This is a genomic window from Janthinobacterium sp. TPC_1 (assembly GCF_056037845.1).
Window position 1 is genome coordinate 4,172,034 of sequence record NZ_CP195157.1, and the last position, 17,808, is coordinate 4,189,841.

Consider the following 17,808-nt stretch of genomic DNA (forward strand, 5'->3'; position numbering starts at 1 on the left):
ACTGCTGGAAGTGCTTCTGAGAAACTTTCCGGGTGGAATTTATCCGGGAATGCTGTCGCAATGCAAACTTGGTGTTGCTGGCGGGTCAAAGCGTGGGGAAATATGATGCTTTTAAAAAAAACAGCGCGCTACCGTGGGGTAGGGCGCTGTCTTTCTGCCAGCTGGCGACTTTGTCGCCATGCGTGGGTGCTGCCGTTTACATGTTTGGATAGTTCGGCCCGCCGCCGCCTTCCGGCGTCACCCACACGATGTTCTGCGTCGGGTCCTTGATGTCGCAGGTCTTGCAGTGCACGCAGTTTTGCGCATTGATCTGCAGGCGCTCGGCGCCGTCGTCGTTCTTCACGAATTCGTACACGCCGGCGGGACAGTAGCGCGCTTCCGGACCCGCATACGTGGTCAGGTTGACGTCGACGGGCACGCTGGCGTTCTTCAAGGTCAGGTGGATGGGCTGGTCTTCCGCGTGGTTCGTGTTCGAAATGAAGACGGACGACATCTTGTCGAAGGTCAGCTTGCCATCGGGTTTCGGATACACGATCTTTTTCGACTGGGCCGCCGGTTTCAGGCATTCGTGGTCGCCATGCGTGTGGTGCAGGGTCCATGGCGCCTTGCCGCGGAAGATGATCTGGTCGATGCCCGTCATCAGGCTGCCCAGGTACAGGCCTTTCGACAGCCATGGCTTGACGTTGCGCGCCACGTGCAGCTCTTCGTGCAGCCAGGATTGCTCGAAAGCAACTGGGTAGCTCGTCAGTTCGTCGTGCTGGCGTTGTTCGCCCAGCGCGCCGAAGGCCGCTTCGGCCGCCAGCATGCCGCTCTTGATGGCCGCGTGGCTGCCCTTGATGCGGCTCATGTTCAGGAAGCCCGCGTCGCAGCCGATCAGCGCGCCACCGGCGAACACCAGTTTCGGCAGCGATTGCAGGCCGCCGGCCGTGATCGCCCGCGCGCCGTAGGAGATGCGCTTGCCGCCTTCGAAGAATTTGCGGATTTCCGGATGCGTCTTGTAGCGCTGGAATTCCTCGTACGGCGACAGGTAGGGGTTTTCGTAGGCCAGGCCGACCACGTAGCCGACCATGACCTGGTTGTTTTCCAGGTGGTACAGGAAGGAGCCGCCGTAGGTTTTCGCGTCCAGCGGCCAGCCCGTCGAGTGGATCACCAGGCCAGGCTGGTGCAGGGCGGGGTCGATTTCCCACAATTCCTTGATGCCGATGCCGTACGATTGGGGATCCTTGCCGGCGTTCAAGTCATACCTGGCCATCAATTGCTTGCCCAGGTGGCCGCGCGCGCCCTCGGCGAACAGGGTATACTTGGCGTGCAGTTCCATGCCCAGCTGGAAGTCGGGGCCGGGTTCGCCGTCGCGCTTGACGCCCATGTTGCCGGTCGCCACGCCTTTGACGGAGCCGTCGTCGTTGTAGAGGATTTCCGCGGCCGGGAAGCCCGGGAAGATTTCCACGCCCAGGTTTTCCGCCTGCTGGCCCATCCAGCGCACCACATTGCCCAGCGAGACGATGTAGTTGCCGTGGTTTTCAAAGCAGGCCGGCACGGCGAAGTTCGGCGTCTTGTATGCCTTGGTTTCGGTCAGGAACAGGATGCGGTCTTCCGTCACTGCCGTGTTCAGGGGCGCGCCCAGTTCTTTCCAGTTCGGAATCAGTTCCGTCAGCGCTTTCGGGTCCATGATGGCGCCCGACAGGATATGCGCGCCCAGCTCGCCGCCTTTTTCCAGCACGCAGACGGACACTTCCTGGCTCTTTTCAGCGGCCAGCTGCTTCAGGCGGATCGCCGCGGCCAGGCCTGCGGGGCCACCGCCGACGATCACCACGTCATACTCCATGGTCTCGCGCGGTCCGTACTGTTCAACTAAGTTATTAGGCTGTGTCATGGTCTCGATTGTTAGTCACTAAATGGGTGGGTGAGGAATCTTCGAATAAATTTAAGCACGAGTGTGCTTGTTTTTGGCGAGGATTGCAACTTTGGCGCCATTTTGCGTGACATTGCCCCTCGCCGCAATCTAAATCCGGCCATTTTGTGTAATGATGGCGTTTACCTTTGCTCAGGTACGGCGCACGGTATTTTGCCCCGGTGCCATCGGCACGGCGTAAAGTGTTATCTAAAATAAAACAGGAGTAGCTCGTGGGCATAGAAGTCAATTTCGAGGGCAAGATTGCCCTGATTACCGGCGCATCGAGCGGCCTCGGCGCGCGCTTTGCGAAAGTGCTGGCCCAGGCCGGCGCGCAGGTCGTGCTGGCGTCGCGCCGCACCGAACGGCTGAAGGAGTTGCGCGCCGAAATCGAAGCCGACGGCGGCGCCGCGCACGTGGTGTCGCTCGACGTGACCGACTTTGCCAGCATCAAGTCGGCCATCGCGCACGCGGAAACGGAAGCCGGTCCCATCGATATCCTCGTCAACAATTCAGGTGTCTCCACCACGCAACGCCTGGTCGACGTCACGCCCGAAGATTACGCGTTCGTGATGGACACCAACCTGCGCGGATCGTTCTTCGTGGCCCAGCAGACGGCCAAACGCATGATCGCGCGCGCCAAGGGCGACCCGAAGAAACAGCACCGCATCATCAATATCGCCTCGATGGCGGGCTTGCAGGTGCTGCCGCAGATCGGCGTGTATTGCATGAGCAAGGCGGGCATGGTGCACATGACGCGCGCCATGGCCGTGGAGTGGGGCAAATATGGCATCAACACCAACGCCATCTGCCCCGGCTACATTTCCACGGAAATCAACGAAGATTATTTCGCCACCGAGCAGGGCAAGAAACTGATCGAGATGCTGCCCAATAAACGCCCGGGCAAGCCGGAAGACCTCGACGGCCTGCTGCTGTTGCTGGCGGGCGAGGATTCGCATTTCATCAATGGCGCCATCATTTCCGCCGATGGCGGCATGAGCACGTTCTGATCGTGTAATGGGCGGCACCGTTGCCGCTGCCGCCCATCGCAATCGTCGTTGCTTGTTTAATCGATTGATACGGTAAAAAACTCGGCTTCAGGATAGCTCGCGCTGGCTTTCGCCTGGATAATTGCCTGTACTGCGGAATAAGTGGAGCCGCACACCAGCAAGATGTTTTGTGGCGGCACTGCTTCCGCCTGTGCGCTAGCTTCGCGCTGGACGGGGATGCCCAGGAAATCCGCGCCTGGATAGCGTGTATCCAGGATACCTTTCACACGATGGCGCTCGGCGCCCAGCTTGTCCAGCGCTTCGGCCATGAAGGCGGAAAGGCCCCAGCACCAGATTTCCTGGTCTTTCGGTGCGGACAGTATTTTCTGCCGCAGCCGCTCCGCAATGACATCGAAATGGTCGTTGTAGTTCAGTACGGCATTGCGCAGCTGTGGACGGGGCGTGCACAGCACGCGGATGGCCGGCATGCGCGGCGCGCCCTGGGTTTCAAATGCGATGACGCGGAAACCCGCCTTGTGCACCATGTCCAGCAGGGAACGGTCGGTAAAATAGTGGTAGTGTTCCAGGCAATTCAAGGAGAATTTGAGGGTGCCGGCCGGATGTGCCGTAGCAAAATCGGGCACTTCGATATAGACCAGGCTGTTGCTGAAGCGGTGCAGTTCCTGCAGCAGCACGCCTGGATCGTTCAGGTGCTCGACGACGTGCGACAGCAGGAACAGGTTTTTGTCGTGCAACTGTTCTTCCAGCCGTTGTGCAATCCTGGGGCCATCCACATTCAAATCCATTTTCACGAAATCGAGCGAGGGGAAGGCGACGCGGTCGACAAAGTCCATGACGGTTGCGCGCGGGCGCCCCAGCGCCTGCCGGGCCTGCTCAGCCAGTTCGCCGGGACCACCGCCAAATTCCACAATCGTGCCATTGACCTGCGTCAAGTCGGCAGCATTTTGTATGAAGGCAAAACGCACGTCTCCGGCCGAGTGATCGGTTGGAATGGCGACATTCGAGTTGTACAGCACCTCGGCGGGAATGCTGTGCGTCAGCTGGCCATGTCCGCAATCCTGGCACAGGTATTGCGCCAGCTCGGTGGCCGGATGCAACAGGCTGGCGTGCATCGCACAGGAGGCGTTCGTGACCGCCTGCATCGGGCCATGGCAAATCGGGCATGCGTGCGCATTGTGGATGTCATATTGTCAGCTTTTAAAAGGGTGTTGAGGGAGGATGGCGATGCGGCCAGGTGGCGCGTTATTGCCCCGCGTGCAGGGCCTCGGCACGCTCCTTTTCATACTTGATAATTTTCAGGACGCGCGAATTGACGAAATAGCGGATGTAGTTCACGGGCGAATAGAAGATGTCCGTCTGCCATTCGCCGCACAGCAGCTCCTTGCCGGTCGGGTCATCGGCAGCCTGCACGATGGTATCGGCCAGGATGCGGTCGATGCCGGAGGTGTTCGGGCCAGATTCGTGCCACAGGGAACTGTGCATGATGACAAAATCGCCTGGCTGTAACTCGGGCGTGACCGTGGGCCACCGCATGTCGAATTTCTCCGGGTTGATTTCACCGGCATCGCCGAGAAACCCGAGCTGATGCGAGCCGACATGGAATGTCATGCCGCCATTGTCGCGATTGGCATTGCTGAGCGGCACGAACAGGCTGCATTTGTTGAGGTTGCCCACATGGTAGCAACTATCCTGATGCAAGAACACCTTGCCCGTGCTGAAGCGGTCCTTGATGACAAAGCGATGGTTGTACAGTGCGATATGCTCGCCCAGTACCTGCCGCATGGTCTGCGCGAAAACAGGGTGCCGGTACATGGTCGCCAGTGGCGGCGGCAACTGTTCTGATAGTGCAACAGGATTTGCCTGGTTCACATCGCGGCTTTCCTGCAGCTGCGTTGCCTGGAATTCAAGCCAGCTTGCTTGCCACTGCTCAATCGCATCCGAAGGAATTGCATTGCGCATGATAAATACGCCTGCCTTGCGGAAGATGTCTGGGTTGAAAACGGGGCCAGACAAATGATCGAGGATGGCGCTCGTAGGAACGGAAATTTTTTTCATTGGAACGACTTGAATAGGCAAGCCGGAAAGGCAGGGTTTGCTGACTCTTCATCATAACTTGTATTTTTCCTGCGGGCAACGTTTGCTGCTCGTTTTGAGCCGGCTCCTAGCGCTGCAGCTGCAAGCCCACCAGCTTGTGCACCAGCTCGGACGACGTCGAGGCGGCGAACTTGCGCATCAGCTTGGCGCGGTGCATTTCCACCGTGCGGGGGCTGAGGTCGATCTGGCGGGCGATGACCTTGCTGGTCTTGCCTTCCACCAGCAGGGCGGCGATTTCGCGCTCGCGCGGGGTCAGCTCCGCCGTCACGGGGCGTTTCTCGCTGACATCCTCGAACGTCCAGATGCCCGCTCCCAGCGGTTGGTTCGGCAGCATGGCGTGGCCCGTGACGTGGCACCAGAACAATTCTCCATTGCTGCGGCGCATAATTCGCTCGTCCGAATAGCGGCCCCTGGCGTTCATGATGGGGATGATGCGGTCACCCGTGCGCAGGAATTCGTCGTGCGTGGGGTAGAGTACTTCGAAGGACTGGTCGTCGAGCTGGGCGCGCGCGTAGCCGAACATGGCTGCCAGCGCTTCGTTGCAGCTGCGCATGATGCGGTTTTCCGACATGCACATGCCCACGGGCGCGTGCAGGAAGATGCTTTCATAATCGATGGCTGACGCGGCGTTCATCTGATACGTATCACTCTCACAGGGGGATTGCAGGCACGGCGCCGGTAGTTCTACGGTATTGTACTTTCCACTCGCGTATTTTATGCTGAGTCGCTGCCTGAGTCATGGACTCAAGACCAAAGCTTAACAAAAGATAGAGGGACACTCATGAATAAAGTTTATCCTGACGCCGCCTCGGCGCTGGCCGGTATCGTCCAAGATGGCCAGACCATCGCCGTCGGCGGCTTCGGCCTGTGCGGCATTCCCGAAGCCCTGATCGGCGCCTTGCGCGATTCGGGCGTGACGGGCCTGACGGCCATTTCCAACAACGCCGGCGTGGATGGCTTCGGCCTGGGCCAGCTGCTCACCACGCGCCAGATCAAGAAAATGATCGCCTCCTACGTGGGTGAGAACAAGGAATTCGCGCGCCAGTACCTGGCTGGCGAGCTGGAACTGGAATTCACGCCGCAAGGCACGCTGGCCGAGAAACTGCGCGCCGGCGGCGCCGGCATTCCCGCCTTCTTCACCAAGACGGGCGTGGGTACCATCGTTGCCGACGGCAAGGAAATCCGCGAATTCGACGGCGAACAATACGTGATGGAACGCAGCCTCGTGGCCGACGTGGCGCTCGTCAAAGCCTACATGGCCGACCGCGCCGGCAACCTGATCTATCGCAAGACGGCGCGCAATTTCAACCCGAACGTGGCCATGGCCGGCAAGATCACCATCGTCGAAGTGGAAAAACTGGTCGAAGTGGGCGAGATCGACCCGGACCAGGTGCATACGCCGAGCATCTTCGTGCACCGCATCGTGGTCAACGCGAACCCGGAAAAACGCATCGAGCAGCGCACCGTGCGCACTGAAGCATAAAAGAATACGGAGATTATTATGGCTTGGACGAGAGATGAAATGGCCGCGCGCGCGGCAAAGGAATTGCAGGACGGCTTTTATGTGAACCTGGGCATCGGCTTGCCGACCCTGGTCGCCAACTATGTGCCGGACAACATGGAAGTATTCCTGCAGTCGGAAAACGGCTTGCTGGGCATCGGCCCGTTCCCCACCGAGGATGAGGTCGATGCCGACCTGATCAACGCGGGCAAGCAGACGGTGACGGCCTTGCCCGGCGCCGCCTACTTCAGCTCGGCCGATTCCTTCGGCATGATTCGCGGCGGCAAGATCAACCTGGCCATCCTGGGCGCGATGCAAGTGTCGGAAAAGGGCGACCTGGCGAACTGGATGATTCCAGGCAAGATGGTCAAGGGCATGGGCGGCGCGATGGACCTCGTCGCCGGCGTCAAGCGCGTCGTCGTGCTGATGGAGCACGTGGCCACGGCCAAGGATGGCACGACGTCGCACAAGCTGCTCAAGCAGTGCGACTTGCCGCTGACGGGCGTGGGCGTGGTCGACGTCATCATCAGCGACCTGGGCGTCATCGACGTGACGGAAAACGGTTTGAAGCTGGTGGAACTGGCGCCGGGCGTGACCAAGGAACAGGTGCAGGCGGCCACGGGCGCGGAACTGGACGTGTCCGCCGTATAAGCAGGCGGATCGTCGTAGGGAATAAAAGGGCGGACAGCGATGTCCGCTTTTTTTTTACGCGCCCGCCTTGCCGCGCAGCCCGTCCAGGCTGTAAGCGCCGCCGCCCGCCGCCGCGAAGTACAGGAAGGTGAAGCAGTACATCACGGCCATTTCGCCGCCGTTCAGGATCGGCAGGAAGGCGGCCGGCGCGTGCGCGATGAAATAGGCGGCCGCCATCTGGCCCGACAGGATGAAGGCGACGGGGCGCGTGAACAGGCCGAGCAGCAGCAGGGTGCCGCCCACCAGCTCGATGACGCCGGCCGCGCCCATCAGGGAAAACAGTTGCAGGCCGTCGAACATGGCCACGTGCGGCGCGCCGAACAGCTTGGCCGTGCCGTGCTGCAGGAAGAGGAAACCGAGGATGATGCGAAGCAGGCCCAGCAAACGTGGGGACCAGGTGGCGTAGACGGCGGGCGAGAGGGACATGAGGTGCTCCATTCAATAATGAGGATGGTTCGGTGTCAGGCTTGCATTAACGCAATGTCATTATGCGGGAGCCTGGCGGCGAACAGTAAGCAGTACTGTAATGGTTTTGTATTCATTGATCATCATGATAAATATTGATGGATGATTTACTGTGGGTTGATGATCGGGTAAAGTGCGCGCGCATGAAAAAAGCCCCGCGGATCGCTCCGTGGGGCTTTTCAATGCTGAGTACGGCTTACTTGACGATGTTTACGCTCGGTGCAACGTAGGCGTCCTCGGTCGGGTGGGTTGGGTGGGCCAGCTCGCTGTGCAGCTTGTCCATGTCCAGTTCCTTTTCCCATTTCGACACGACGATGGTGGCCACGCCGTTACCGACGAAGTTGGTCAGCGCGCGGCATTCGCTCATGAAGCGGTCGATGCCCAGGATCAGCGCCATGCCTGCCACGGGAATCGTCGGCACGACGGCCAGGGTGGCGGCCAGGGTGATGAAGCCGGCGCCCGTGATGCCGGACGCGCCTTTCGAGGTCAGCATCGCCACGCCCAGGATGGTGAGCTCTTGCCAGATCGTCAGTTCCGTGTTGGTAGCTTGCGCCACGAACAGGGCGGCCATGGTCATGTAGATATTGGTGCCGTCCAGGTTGAACGAGTAGCCGGTCGGCACGACCAGACCGACGACTGGCTTGGAGCAGCCCAGGCGCTCGAGTTTCTTCATCAGGGCCGGCAGGGCCGATTCCGACGAGCTCGTGCCCAGCACGATCAGCAGTTCTTCCTTGATGTACAGCAAGAAGCGGCCGATGGAGAAGCCCGTGTACTTGGCGATCAAGCCCAGCACGACAAAGACGAACAGGAAGCAGGTCAGGTAGAACGAACCCATCAGCTTGGCCAGGGGGATCAGCGAAGCCAGGCCGTATTTACCGATGGTAAAGGCCATCGCGCCAAACGCGCCGATCGGAGCGACTTTCATGATGATGTTGACCATGCCGAAGATGGCATGCGACAGCTCGTCGATCAGCTTGGTGACGGGACGGCCGCGCTCGCCCAGCAGGGACAGCGAAAAGCCGAACAGGATGGCGATCAACAGCACTTGCAGGATGTCGCCCTTGGCGAAGGCATCGACGAAGGTCTTCGGGATGATGTTCATCAGGAAGTCGATGGTGCTCATGCCTTCGGCGTGCGTGTATTGCGCGATCGACTTGGCATCGAGGTGGGCCGGATCGGCGTTGAAGCCGGCGCCCGGTTTCAGGATGTTCGCAACCAGCAAGCCGATGGCCAGCGCGAAGGTGGAGACCACTTCGAAGTACAGCAGCGCCTTGCCGCCCACGCGGCCGATTTTCTTGACGTCCTGCATGCCGGCGATGCCGGAGACCACGGTACAGAAGATCACGGGGGCGATGATCATCTTGATCAGTTTGATAAAGCCGTCGCCCAGCGGTTTCATGTCGACGGCGTTCGATGGGTAGAACACCCCCAGCAGCACGCCAGCCACGATGGCGAACAGCACCTGCACGTACAGGATTTTATAGAATGGTTTTTTCACGAGCGGTCTCCTCTTGCGGGTTGATGCTGCGATCATCCGCCCATTGCCGGGCCGGCTCAATTGTGGATAACCGCAGATATGCAGTTTCGCTATATCGGGTATTGCGCCATGGCGAATGTGCCAGTGCAATGCTGCGGTGCAGCATTTCAGCCGCGCGCTTGGAGCATTGCCCGCGCTGCGCTACACTGCCGTAGCGTCGCGCGCGGGACATCCCTTGGCAGGCAGAAAGCGGTGCTCTTTTTATATCGAATAAGGAAATCGAATGATCGAAGCGAGCATCAAATCCGTCCAGTGCATCTCCCCCGCAGGCCTGCACACCATGTCGTACAAGGAGTGGGGCGCACCCGACAATCCGAACGTGCTCGTCTGCGCCCATGGCGTGACGCGCGTGGCGGACGACTTCGACAACCTGGCGCGCGCCGCCATGCCAGCGATTACCGCGTGATCTGCCCCGACGTGGTGGGGCGCGGGCGCTCGGGCTGGCTGGCCAACCCGCAGTTTTACCGCGTGCCGCAATATGTAAGCGACATGGTGACGCTGCTGGCGCGCGTGCTGGCCAACGGCGAGCGCCAGACGGTGGACTGGTTCGGCACCTCGATGGGCGGCTTGATCGGCCTGGGCCTGGCTTCGTTGCCCAACAGCCCGATCAGCAAGCTGGTCCTGAACGATATCGGCCCGACCCTGGCGCCCGAAGCCTTGCAGCGCATCGGCGACTACATCGGCCAGGACTTGCGTTTCGAAACCTTCGAGCAGGGCGCCAGGTTTGTGCGTGACGTGTCCGCCAGCTTCGGCCCGCACACGGATGCGGAATGGCATAAACTGGCGGTGGATGTGTTGCGTCAGGATAAGGATGGCCATTGGCGCCGCCACTATGATATGGGACTGGCCATGCCATTCCGCTCGGCCACGCCGGAATCGGCGGCCAGCGACGAAGCCATGCTGTGGGCCGCGTATGATGCCGTGCGCTGCCCCACCTTGCTGGTGCGCGGGTCGGAGTCCGATTTGCTGTCGCACGCGACTGCGCAGATCATGCTGGGCCGTGGGCCGAAGGCGGAACTGGTGGAAATCGAAGGCGTGGGCCATGCGCCCACTTTCGTTCACGACGACCAGATCGCCATCGCGCGCAAGTTTTTGCTGGGCAAGTAATCACATATCAAGCGATACCGCTGTACAGATTTTGAAACAACCGAAAGAAGAAGCATGGAAATTACACGATTGCACGTAGGCAAACGCCTCTCCGAAGTAGCGATACACAACAATACCATTTACCTGGCGGGCCAGATCGCGGAAGACACCACGCAGGGCATCGTCGGCCAGACGCGCGAAGTGCTGGGCCACGTCGACCGTTTGCTGATGGAAGCGGGCAGCGACAAGACGTGCATCCTGTCGTGCCAGATCTACATCGCCGACATGAAGGATTTCGACTGCATGAATGAAGTGTGGGACGACTGGGTCGCCTCCGGCCACACGCCGCCGCGCGCCACGGTGGAAGCGAAACTGGCCAATCCGGCTTGCCTGGTGGAAATTGTCATCATCGCTGCAGAACGCTAAGTTATTCAGTTATTGAGTTGTTAAGTTTATAAGGTATCACATGGTTTCCATCTCGGCCCCGAATAGCGCCACCTCGGAACAACTGGTAGAGGGCTTGAGTGCGCCGGACAGCGCGCGCGTGCTGGATGCGCTCGCGTATGCCACCGCGGCGTATGGCGACAAGCAGACCTTTGCCGGCCGCTCCGCGCTGGAGTTCGCCATCGGCGTGGCCACCACCCTGGCGTTCCTGCGCAGCGATGCGGAAACACGCATCGCCGGCCTGATGTTCGAGCTGACCTTGCTGGAACCGGACACGGCGGCCGACATCGAACCGCGCTTCGGCAAGCAGGTGTGCGACCTGGCAACAGGCGTGCGCCAGCTGATCCGTTTGCGTGCGCTGACCCAGGCGCAGCACGGCGGCGCTGGAGGTCGCGGCAAGAATGCGGCGCAGCAAGCCGTGGCCCAGGTGGAAACCTTGCGCAAGATGTTGCTGGCGATGGCGTCCGACATGCGTGTCGTGCTGGTGCGCCTGGCCGCCTGCGTGACGACCTTGCGTTACTTTGCCGACTTGAAGCTGTTCAATGAAATGACGCGCGAATACGGCAAGGAAACCCTGGATTTGTACGCGCCGCTGGCCAACCGCCTCGGCATCTGGCAGCTGAAATGGGAACTGGAAGATTTGTCGTTCCGCTTCATCGAGCCGGAAGCGTATAAGCGCATCGCCAAGATGCTGGAAGAAAAGCGCATGATGCGCGAGGGCTTCGTGTCCTCGGCGATTTTGCGCCTGCAGACGGAACTGGCTTCGGCCGGTATCCAGGCGGAAGTATTTGGCCGCCCGAAACACATTTACAGCATCTGGAACAAGATGCGCGGCAAGGAACTGGACTTTACGGCCCTGTATGACGTGCGCGCCTTCCGCGTCATCGTTGCCGACGTGAAAACTTGCTACACGGTACTGGGCGTGGTCCACAATATCTGGACCCCCATCCCGAAAGAATTCGACGATTACATTTCGCGTCCGAAACCGAACGGTTACCAGTCGCTGCACACGGTGGTGACGGCCGAGGATGGCCGCCCGCTGGAAGTGCAAATCCGCACGAACGAAATGCACAGCTTTGCCGAATACGGCGTGGCTGCGCACTGGCGCTACAAGGAAGAGGGCGGCTCGAACTTTGCCGGCCAGAAATACGACGAAAAGATCGCCTGGCTGCGCCAGTTGCTGGCCTGGAAGACGGAAGTGGCCGACGCCGTCGTGGGCCAGGAAGAAATCCAGCGCGAATGGGTGGAAAAGTTGAAATCCGCCACCCTGGACGACCGCATCTTCGTCATGACGCCGCAGGCGCGCGTGCTGGAATTGCCCGTGGGCGCCACGCCCGTCGATTTTGCGTACCACCTGCACACGGACGTGGGCCATCGCTGCCGCGGCGCCAAGGTCGACGGCATCATGGTGCCCCTGAATACGCAATTGAAGAACGGCCAGACCTGCGAAATCATCACGGCCAAGGGTGCACCGGGCACGGCCGGGCCGTCGCGCGACTGGCTCAGCGCCGGCTACGCCGTCAGCACGCGCACGCGCTCGAAAATCCGCGCCTGGTTCCACGCCATCGACATGCAGGAAACCCTGGCCCACGGCCGTGCGCTGGTGGAAAAGTCGCTGCAGCGCGAAGGCAAGACGGCTGTCAACCTCGAGGCGCTGGCGCAAAAGCTGGGCTTTGCCAAGGTCGACGAGCTGTTCCTGTCGGTGGGCAAGGATGAATTCAGCCTGCGCCACGTGGAGCAGGCGCTGCACGACAATGGCGAAGTGGTGGTGCCGGAAGACGCCGTGCTGGTCGGCAAGAGCCGCGCTTCCAGCGTGGAGCAGGGCGCCAAGTCCGGCGTGCTGGTGGTGGGCACGGAAGGCTTGATGACAGTCTTGGCCAAGTGCTGCAAGCCGGCGCCGCCGGACAGCATCGTCGGCTTTGTGACGCGCGGCAAGGGCGTCTCCATCCACCGCGCCACCTGCAAGAATTTCGAGGAAATGCGCGCCAAGGCGCCCGAGCGCGTGATCTTCACGGAATGGGGCAGCACGGGCCACGACACCGTGTATCCGGTCGACATCTTTATTCTGGCCGGCGACCGCCAGGGCTTGCTGCGCGACATCTCCGAAATCTTTTCGCGAGAGAAGATCAACGTGATCGGCGTCAACACCCAAAGCGCCAAGGGCCAGGCCCGCATGACGTTTACGGCCGAAATCAGCTCGACGGCGCAGTTGTTGAAAGCCTTGAATGTGATCAAGGATGTGAGTGGCGTGCTGGAGGCACGGCGTAGCTAGTCTTTGCACCCCAAGGATAGACGCCGGGGTCGTACCCTGAGGGACTCGGCGTCCCCGTACGACCCCAGTATTTGCTGTTGGGTTCAATCAATGCGTCTTGTCACCCTGATGCAGCCCCGCCATCGCCGCCGTCTCCGGCTGCAGGGTGATGTGGTCGATGCCATGCTTGGCCAGCAACATCTTCTTGATCGCGCGCAATACCTTCGGCCAATGGTCGAGGTGCTCGATCTCCACGTGGCCGATCAGGGCCGGTTGGCCCGGCGACATGTCCCACACATGCAGATCGTGCACGGCGATCACACCATCGACTTGTTCCACGTCCGTGCCCACTTCGACGTAGTCGATGTGGTGCGGCACGCCTTCCATCAGGAAGTGGTAGGACTCGCGCAGCACGCCGAACGTGGATTTCAGGATCAGCAGCGATACCAGCACGGACAGCAGCGGGTCGATCTGCATCCAGCCCGTAAAGTAAATCACGGCGCCCGCGATGATGGCGGCGACCGAGCCGAGCAAATCGCCCATCACGTGCACGAGGGCGGCGCGCGTATTCACGCTTTGCTTGTCCTTGGACAATACCCATGCATGCCACACCACGTTGATCGCCAGGCCGATGAAGGCGACGATGAAGACCATGCCGCCCTTGACGGGTTGCGGGGCGGAAAAACGCAGCACGGCTTCATAGCAGATCCAGCCCACCACGCACAGCATGGCCAGGCCGTTGACGAAGGCGGCCAGCGCCTCGGCGCGGCCGAAGCCGAACGAGTGGCGCGGCGAGGGCGGGCGGCGCGCGATCAGTTGCGCCAGCAGGGCCAGGCCCAGCGCGGCCGCGTCCGTGACCATGTGGCCCGCGTCGGAAATCAGCGCAAGCGAATTGGACAGGAAGCCGGCCGCCACCTCGATGCCGGCAAACGACAGGGTCAGCCCCAGCGCCCACGCAAGGATGCTCTGGCTGCGCCCCTCGAAGGAGTGGGTGTGCTTGGCGTCGCCCTTCAGGTGGGCGTGCAAATGGGTGGCGTCGTGATCGGTGTGCGTCGGCTGCATGGAATGCTTTGTGGAATGAGGTTGCCGTCAGTGTAATTGAAAAGCAACAACATAGGCGGCACGACAAAAAACCTGCAGGCCCGGAGGCGCTGCAGGTTTTTGCTGGTACACGTCAGTTACTGCGCGGCAGTCTCGCCAAACTTGCCTTCGCGGAAATCCTGTACGGCCTGGAATACTTCCGCCTGGGTATTCATGACAAACGGGCCATACTGCGCGATGGGCTCGTTCAAGGGCTGGCCAGCGACGAGGATCACGCGGCCGCCTTCCGGTGCTTCGATGCGCACGCCGTCGCTGCCTGGCGTATTGGCGAAGATGGCCATGCGCAGGGCGGGCACGGCCTTGCCATCGACCTGCACCTCGCCGCGGAACGTGTACAGGAAGGCGTTATGGCCTGGCGGCAAGGGCTGCTCGAAGCTGCTGCCGGCCGGCAAGTCGATATCGAGGTACAGCGGTTCCGTCAGCTCGCGCTGCACGGCGCCCTTCACGCCATGGCTCTCGCCGGCGATCACTTGCACGGCCACGCCCGCGTCCGTCGTGTAGCGGGGGTGTCGCTGCTCGTGAAATCGCGGTACCACGGCGTGCGCATCTTGTCGCGCGCGGGCAGGTTCAGCCACAGCTGAAAACCTTCCATAACGCCTTCTTCCTGCTCCGGCATTTCCGAGTGGATCACGCCGCTGCCGGCCGTCATCCATTGCACGCCGCCCGAGGTCAGCAAGCCTTCGTGGCCCGCGCTGTCCTTGTGGCGCATGCGCCCCGTGATCATGTACGAGACCGTCTCGAAACCCCGGTGCGGATGCTCGGGGAAGCCGGCGATGTAGTCGTTCGGCTTGTCGCTGGCAAAGTTGTCGAGCATCAAGAACGGGTCGAGACGGCGCTGCAGCTGCTGCGTCAGCACGCGGTTGATCTTCACGCCGGCGCCATCCATGACGGCCTGGCCGGCGATTACGCGCTCGACGGCGCGTGGTTTCGTGACGGTGGTGATGTCGCTCATTGCTTTCTCCTCTAGGCCAGGACGGCGCCAGTGCGCCGCCCCATTCACTGCTGGGAATTACACCAAAATGGCATTGATCTCGGCGTCCGCCTGGGCTTGCGCCTTGGCCACGGCTTCCGGACCCATGCCCATGCCTTCCGAATACACGTATTGCACGTCGGTCATGCCCAGGAAGCCGAACATGGTGTTCAGGTAGGGCACCTGGCTGTCGTTGGCGCTGTCGCGGTGCAAGCCGCCGCGGGACAGGCCCACGTAGACTTTCTTGCCGGTCAACAGGCCAACCGGGCCGTTTTCCGTGTACTTGAAGGTGACGTTGGCGCGGGCAATCGCGTCGAACCAGCTTTTCAGTTGCACGGTGATGCCGAAGTTGTACATGGGCGCGCCGATGACGATCACGTCCGCTGCTTGCACTTGCGCAATCAGCGCGTCGTCGAGGGCGATGCGGGCCGCCTGTTCCGGCGTGCGTTTGTCGGCTGGCGTGAACAGCGCTTGCAGGGTCGGCTCGTCGAGCACGGGGTGCGGCTGGGCAGCCAGGTCGCGGCGCGCCACGGTGGCGCCAGGGTTGGCGGCTTGCACGCGGGCAACGATGGCGTCAGCCAGGCGGGTCGAGGCGGAACCGGTGCTGCGGGCGCTGGAATTGATTTGCAGGATGTTCATCTTGTTTTCTCCGTTGTGAGGTGTCTTGCGATGGATGAACTATAGCAATTCCAAAATTGATGCGGAAGCCGTTAAAATGGATAACATTAACCCACTCATGGAACAATTGAGTTTACAGGTAAATATATGGATATCGATCCCGGAGATTTGCTGCTGTTCGCCCGCGTCGTCGAGTGCGGCAGTTTTTCGCGCGCCGCCGTGCGCGTGGACTTGCCCAAGTCGACCCTGTCGCGCCGCATCTCGCAGCTGGAGGCGAAGCTGGGCGAACGGCTGCTGCTGCGCACCACGCGCAAGCTGGCGCTGACGGAGTTTGGCGCCAGCCTGCTCGAACATGCGCGCAAGGTGGTCGAGGAAACGGAGGCGGCCGGCGCGCTGGCCCAGCACCGCCAGGCGGGGCCCAGCGGCTTGCTGCGCATTTCCATGCCGGCCGACTTCGGCGACGCGCTGATGCGCCAGGTGCTGGCCGAGTTCGTGCGCCGCTATCCGGCCATTTCGCTGGAGCTGGACTTGTCGGCGCGCCGCGTGGATTTATTGGAAGAAAATTTCGACCTGGCCATCCGCATGGGCAACTTGCCCGACGACGCCAGCCTGGCGGCGCGCCGCGTGGCCTTCAGCACGCTGGCCTTGTATGCCTCGCCGCAATACACGAGCGTGCACGGCTTGCCCGAGCATCCCGACGATCTGTACGGCCACGACCTGCTGAGCCTGCCGCGGGCCGTGCATGGCCTCGTGCACTGGACTTTGATCCGCGGCAAGACGACGTGGGAGCGCGATCTGCCCGTGCGCCTGCTGGCGAACTCGCCGGAATTGCTGGTGCGCATGGCCTGCACGGGCGTGGGCATCGCGGCCAGCACGGACCGCTTCGCCAAGGCCTATGTGGCGACGGGAGAACTGGTGCGCGTGCTGCCCGAGTGGAGTTTCCCGCTAGTCACGGGCTGGGCCGTGTTTCCCGGCCGGCGCTTGATGCCGGCCAAGACGCGGGCGTTTCTGGACCTGATGGAAGAGATGTATCAAACGGATGCACCCGTGTAGGCGCGCATCCCGCTGGCTTAGCTGGGCACGTTGCCCATGACTTCGCCCAGCTGCACGGGGCCGGCCGGTTGCCAGTTGGCATTGAATTGCACGGTGTCTTTCGGGAACAGCATCACGACGGTGGAGCCGAGCAGGAAGCGGCCCAGCTCTTCGCCCTGTTTCAGCACCACATTGTCGTTGGCATAGCTCCAGTCGCGGATCTCGCCCGTGCGGGGCGGGTTGACGACGCCGTGCCAGACGGTGGCCATGCTGCCGACGATGGTGGCGCCGACCAGGGTCATGACGAAGGGGCCGTTGGCCGTGTCGAACACGCAGACGACGCGCTCGTTGCGGGCGAACAGGCCGGGAATGCCGCGCGCCGTCGTCGGGTTGACGGAGAACAATTCACCGGGCACATAAATCATGCGCGTCAAGCGGCCGTCACAGGGCATGTGGATGCGGTGGTAGTCGCGCGGGCTCAGGTACAGGTTGGCGAAGCTGCCGTGTTCGAACTGCGCTGCCAGGGCCGCATCGCCGCCCACCAGCGCCGTGGTGCTAAAATTGTGGCCCTTGGCCTGGAAGATCTGGTCCTTGTCGATCGCGCCGAACTGGCTGATCCGGCCATCGACGGGGCAGACGTAGTCGGCCTTGGCCAGCGGCCGCGCGTCGGGGCGCAGCGCGCGCGTGAAAAAGTCGTTGAAGCTGGCGTAGTGCGTGATGTCCGGGTCCAGCGCCTCATCCATGTTGACGTTGTAGCGGCCGACGAACCAGCGGATCAGGCGCGTCGTCATGGCGCCGCCCTTGGCGCCGGCGATGCGTCCGGCAAAGTTGGTCAACGCCCCCTTGGGCAGCAGATATTGAGGCAAAACGGCAAGACGGTCAGACACGATGGGAAGCCTTTGACGGGGTGATCGGAATAATGGCGAAAACGCATTATAGCGGCGATGTGGCGCGCAATGATATGCGCCGTATGCAAGGGGGCGTATCGCAGTCTGCCACCGAATTTAATTTGCCATAGGAAATATTTTCAGGAAACTGTGCCACTCGGAAAAAATTACAGCACAATACAGCGGCCTGTTTTTTAGCTTTTAGCCATTTTTATTCAGCCAACTTTTTTC

15 protein-coding genes and 2 pseudogenes are annotated in these 17,808 nt (G+C 61.3%); 7 read left to right on the forward strand and 10 right to left on the reverse strand.

What is annotated here, in order from left to right:
* Nucleotides 1–196 precede the first annotated feature (196 nt).
* Entirely contained in the window at nt 197–1,873 is a 1,677-nt protein-coding gene (locus tag ACQVLG_RS20505) for an electron transfer flavoprotein-ubiquinone oxidoreductase (protein ID WP_474290809.1), read from the reverse strand.
* Between the two features lie 251 nt (nt 1,874–2,124).
* Here ACQVLG_RS20505 and ACQVLG_RS20510 point away from each other — a divergent pair, with 251 nt between their 5' ends.
* Nucleotides 2,125–2,901: an SDR family oxidoreductase gene (locus tag ACQVLG_RS20510; RefSeq protein ID WP_010397505.1), complete on the forward strand. Its 777-nt coding sequence runs from the start codon at nt 2,125–2,127 to the stop codon at nt 2,899–2,901.
* Nucleotides 2,902–2,957: 56 nt separating this feature from the next.
* Here the strand turns inward: ACQVLG_RS20510 and ACQVLG_RS20515 are convergent, their stop codons facing one another.
* The 3 genes from ACQVLG_RS20515 to ACQVLG_RS20525 all read right to left on the reverse strand — a co-directional run bounded on the left by ACQVLG_RS20515 (nt 2,958) and on the right by ACQVLG_RS20525 (nt 5,629).
* The gene (locus ACQVLG_RS20515) at nt 2,958–4,013 is read right to left on the reverse strand and encodes a class I SAM-dependent methyltransferase (protein ID WP_474290810.1); all 1,056 of its coding nucleotides are present in this window, start codon (nt 4,011–4,013) and stop codon (nt 2,958–2,960) included.
* Nucleotides 4,014–4,143: 130 nt separating this feature from the next.
* Nucleotides 4,144–4,956: a phytanoyl-CoA dioxygenase family protein gene (locus ACQVLG_RS20520; RefSeq protein WP_474290811.1), complete on the reverse strand. Its 813-nt coding sequence runs from the start codon at nt 4,954–4,956 to the stop codon at nt 4,144–4,146.
* A 106-nt stretch (nt 4,957–5,062) separates the two neighbouring features.
* Complete coding sequence (locus tag ACQVLG_RS20525; protein WP_070221561.1) at nt 5,063–5,629, reverse strand: LuxR C-terminal-related transcriptional regulator; 567 nt, start codon at nt 5,627–5,629, stop codon at nt 5,063–5,065.
* Between the two features lie 147 nt (nt 5,630–5,776).
* Between ACQVLG_RS20525 and ACQVLG_RS20530 the strand changes: the two genes are divergently transcribed.
* Nucleotides 5,777–6,478 carry a CoA transferase subunit A gene (locus ACQVLG_RS20530; protein WP_230541918.1) on the forward strand — a complete coding sequence of 234 codons (702 nt, stop codon included), beginning with the start codon at nt 5,777–5,779 and terminating at the stop codon, nt 6,476–6,478.
* Between the two features lie 18 nt (nt 6,479–6,496).
* Entirely contained in the window at nt 6,497–7,147 is a 651-nt protein-coding gene (locus ACQVLG_RS20535; protein WP_230541919.1) for a CoA transferase subunit B, read from the forward strand.
* 54 nt (nt 7,148–7,201) lie between these two features.
* Here ACQVLG_RS20535 and ACQVLG_RS20540 read toward each other — a convergent pair whose 3' ends face one another.
* On the reverse strand, nt 7,202–7,612 hold the full coding sequence (locus ACQVLG_RS20540; protein ID WP_474290812.1) for a DoxX family protein: 411 nt from the start codon (nt 7,610–7,612) through the stop codon (nt 7,202–7,204).
* A gap of 235 nt (nt 7,613–7,847) precedes the next feature.
* Nucleotides 7,848–9,185 (reverse strand): dicarboxylate/amino acid:cation symporter, encoded by a 1,338-nt coding sequence (locus ACQVLG_RS20545; RefSeq protein ID WP_474290813.1) that lies wholly within the window; start codon nt 9,183–9,185, stop codon nt 7,848–7,850.
* A gap of 226 nt (nt 9,186–9,411) precedes the next feature.
* On the opposite strand from ACQVLG_RS20545, the pseudogene ACQVLG_RS20550 reads away from it, so the two are divergent.
* From ACQVLG_RS20550 to ACQVLG_RS20560, 3 genes and pseudogenes are all read left to right on the forward strand, one after another.
* A pseudogene (locus ACQVLG_RS20550) lies at nt 9,412–10,295 on the forward strand (alpha/beta fold hydrolase).
* Nucleotides 10,296–10,349: 54 nt separating this feature from the next.
* Nucleotides 10,350–10,700, forward strand: coding sequence for a RidA family protein (locus tag ACQVLG_RS20555; RefSeq protein WP_474290814.1), 351 nt, complete (start codon nt 10,350–10,352; stop codon nt 10,698–10,700).
* 40 nt (nt 10,701–10,740) lie between these two features.
* A complete protein-coding gene (locus ACQVLG_RS20560) occupies nt 10,741–12,990 on the forward strand; it encodes a RelA/SpoT family protein (RefSeq protein WP_099375840.1) in 2,250 nt (749 codons plus the stop codon).
* 87 nt (nt 12,991–13,077) lie between these two features.
* On the opposite strand, the gene ACQVLG_RS20565 is transcribed toward ACQVLG_RS20560, so the two are convergent.
* The 3 genes and pseudogenes from ACQVLG_RS20565 to ACQVLG_RS20575 form a co-directional block, all read right to left on the reverse strand.
* A complete protein-coding gene (locus ACQVLG_RS20565) occupies nt 13,078–14,031 on the reverse strand; it encodes a cation diffusion facilitator family transporter (RefSeq protein WP_474290815.1) in 954 nt (317 codons plus the stop codon).
* A gap of 116 nt (nt 14,032–14,147) precedes the next feature.
* Nucleotides 14,148–15,022 (reverse strand): annotated as a pseudogene (locus ACQVLG_RS20570) (pirin family protein).
* 57 nt (nt 15,023–15,079) lie between these two features.
* Nucleotides 15,080–15,679 carry an FMN-dependent NADH-azoreductase gene (locus ACQVLG_RS20575; protein WP_230541926.1) on the reverse strand — a complete coding sequence of 200 codons (600 nt, stop codon included), beginning with the start codon at nt 15,677–15,679 and terminating at the stop codon, nt 15,080–15,082.
* A gap of 126 nt (nt 15,680–15,805) precedes the next feature.
* Between ACQVLG_RS20575 and ACQVLG_RS20580 the strand changes: the two genes are divergently transcribed.
* A complete protein-coding gene (locus ACQVLG_RS20580) occupies nt 15,806–16,711 on the forward strand; it encodes a LysR family transcriptional regulator (protein WP_326459983.1) in 906 nt (301 codons plus the stop codon).
* Between the two features lie 17 nt (nt 16,712–16,728).
* On the opposite strand, the gene asd is transcribed toward ACQVLG_RS20580, so the two are convergent.
* A complete protein-coding gene (gene asd / locus ACQVLG_RS20585) occupies nt 16,729–17,577 on the reverse strand; it encodes an archaetidylserine decarboxylase (RefSeq protein WP_474290816.1) in 849 nt (282 codons plus the stop codon).
* Between the last annotated feature and the right edge of the window lie 231 nt (nt 17,578–17,808).

Excerpts from the sequence above, each read along its gene's own strand:
- ACQVLG_RS20505 (WP_474290809.1), bottom strand. The coding sequence starts at position 1,873 with ATGACACAGCCTAATAACTTAGTTGAACAGTACGGACCGCGCGAGACC.
- ACQVLG_RS20515 (WP_474290810.1), bottom strand. The coding sequence starts at position 4,013 with ATGCACGCCAGCCTGTTGCATCCGGCCACCGAGCTGGCGCAATACCTG.
- ACQVLG_RS20520 (WP_474290811.1), bottom strand. The coding sequence starts at position 4,956 with ATGAAAAAAATTTCCGTTCCTACGAGCGCCATCCTCGATCATTTGTCT.
- ACQVLG_RS20525 (WP_070221561.1), bottom strand. The coding sequence starts at position 5,629 with ATGAACGCCGCGTCAGCCATCGATTATGAAAGCATCTTCCTGCACGCG.
- ACQVLG_RS20530 (WP_230541918.1), top strand. The coding sequence starts at position 5,777 with ATGAATAAAGTTTATCCTGACGCCGCCTCGGCGCTGGCCGGTATCGTC.
- ACQVLG_RS20535 (WP_230541919.1), top strand. The coding sequence starts at position 6,497 with ATGGCTTGGACGAGAGATGAAATGGCCGCGCGCGCGGCAAAGGAATTG.
- ACQVLG_RS20540 (WP_474290812.1), bottom strand. The coding sequence starts at position 7,612 with ATGTCCCTCTCGCCCGCCGTCTACGCCACCTGGTCCCCACGTTTGCTG.
- ACQVLG_RS20545 (WP_474290813.1), bottom strand. The coding sequence starts at position 9,185 with ATGATCGCAGCATCAACCCGCAAGAGGAGACCGCTCGTGAAAAAACCA.
- ACQVLG_RS20555 (WP_474290814.1), top strand. The coding sequence starts at position 10,350 with ATGGAAATTACACGATTGCACGTAGGCAAACGCCTCTCCGAAGTAGCG.
- ACQVLG_RS20560 (WP_099375840.1), top strand. The coding sequence starts at position 10,741 with ATGGTTTCCATCTCGGCCCCGAATAGCGCCACCTCGGAACAACTGGTA.
- ACQVLG_RS20565 (WP_474290815.1), bottom strand. The coding sequence starts at position 14,031 with ATGCAGCCGACGCACACCGATCACGACGCCACCCATTTGCACGCCCAC.
- ACQVLG_RS20575 (WP_230541926.1), bottom strand. The coding sequence starts at position 15,679 with ATGAACATCCTGCAAATCAATTCCAGCGCCCGCAGCACCGGTTCCGCC.
- ACQVLG_RS20580 (WP_326459983.1), top strand. The coding sequence starts at position 15,806 with ATGGATATCGATCCCGGAGATTTGCTGCTGTTCGCCCGCGTCGTCGAG.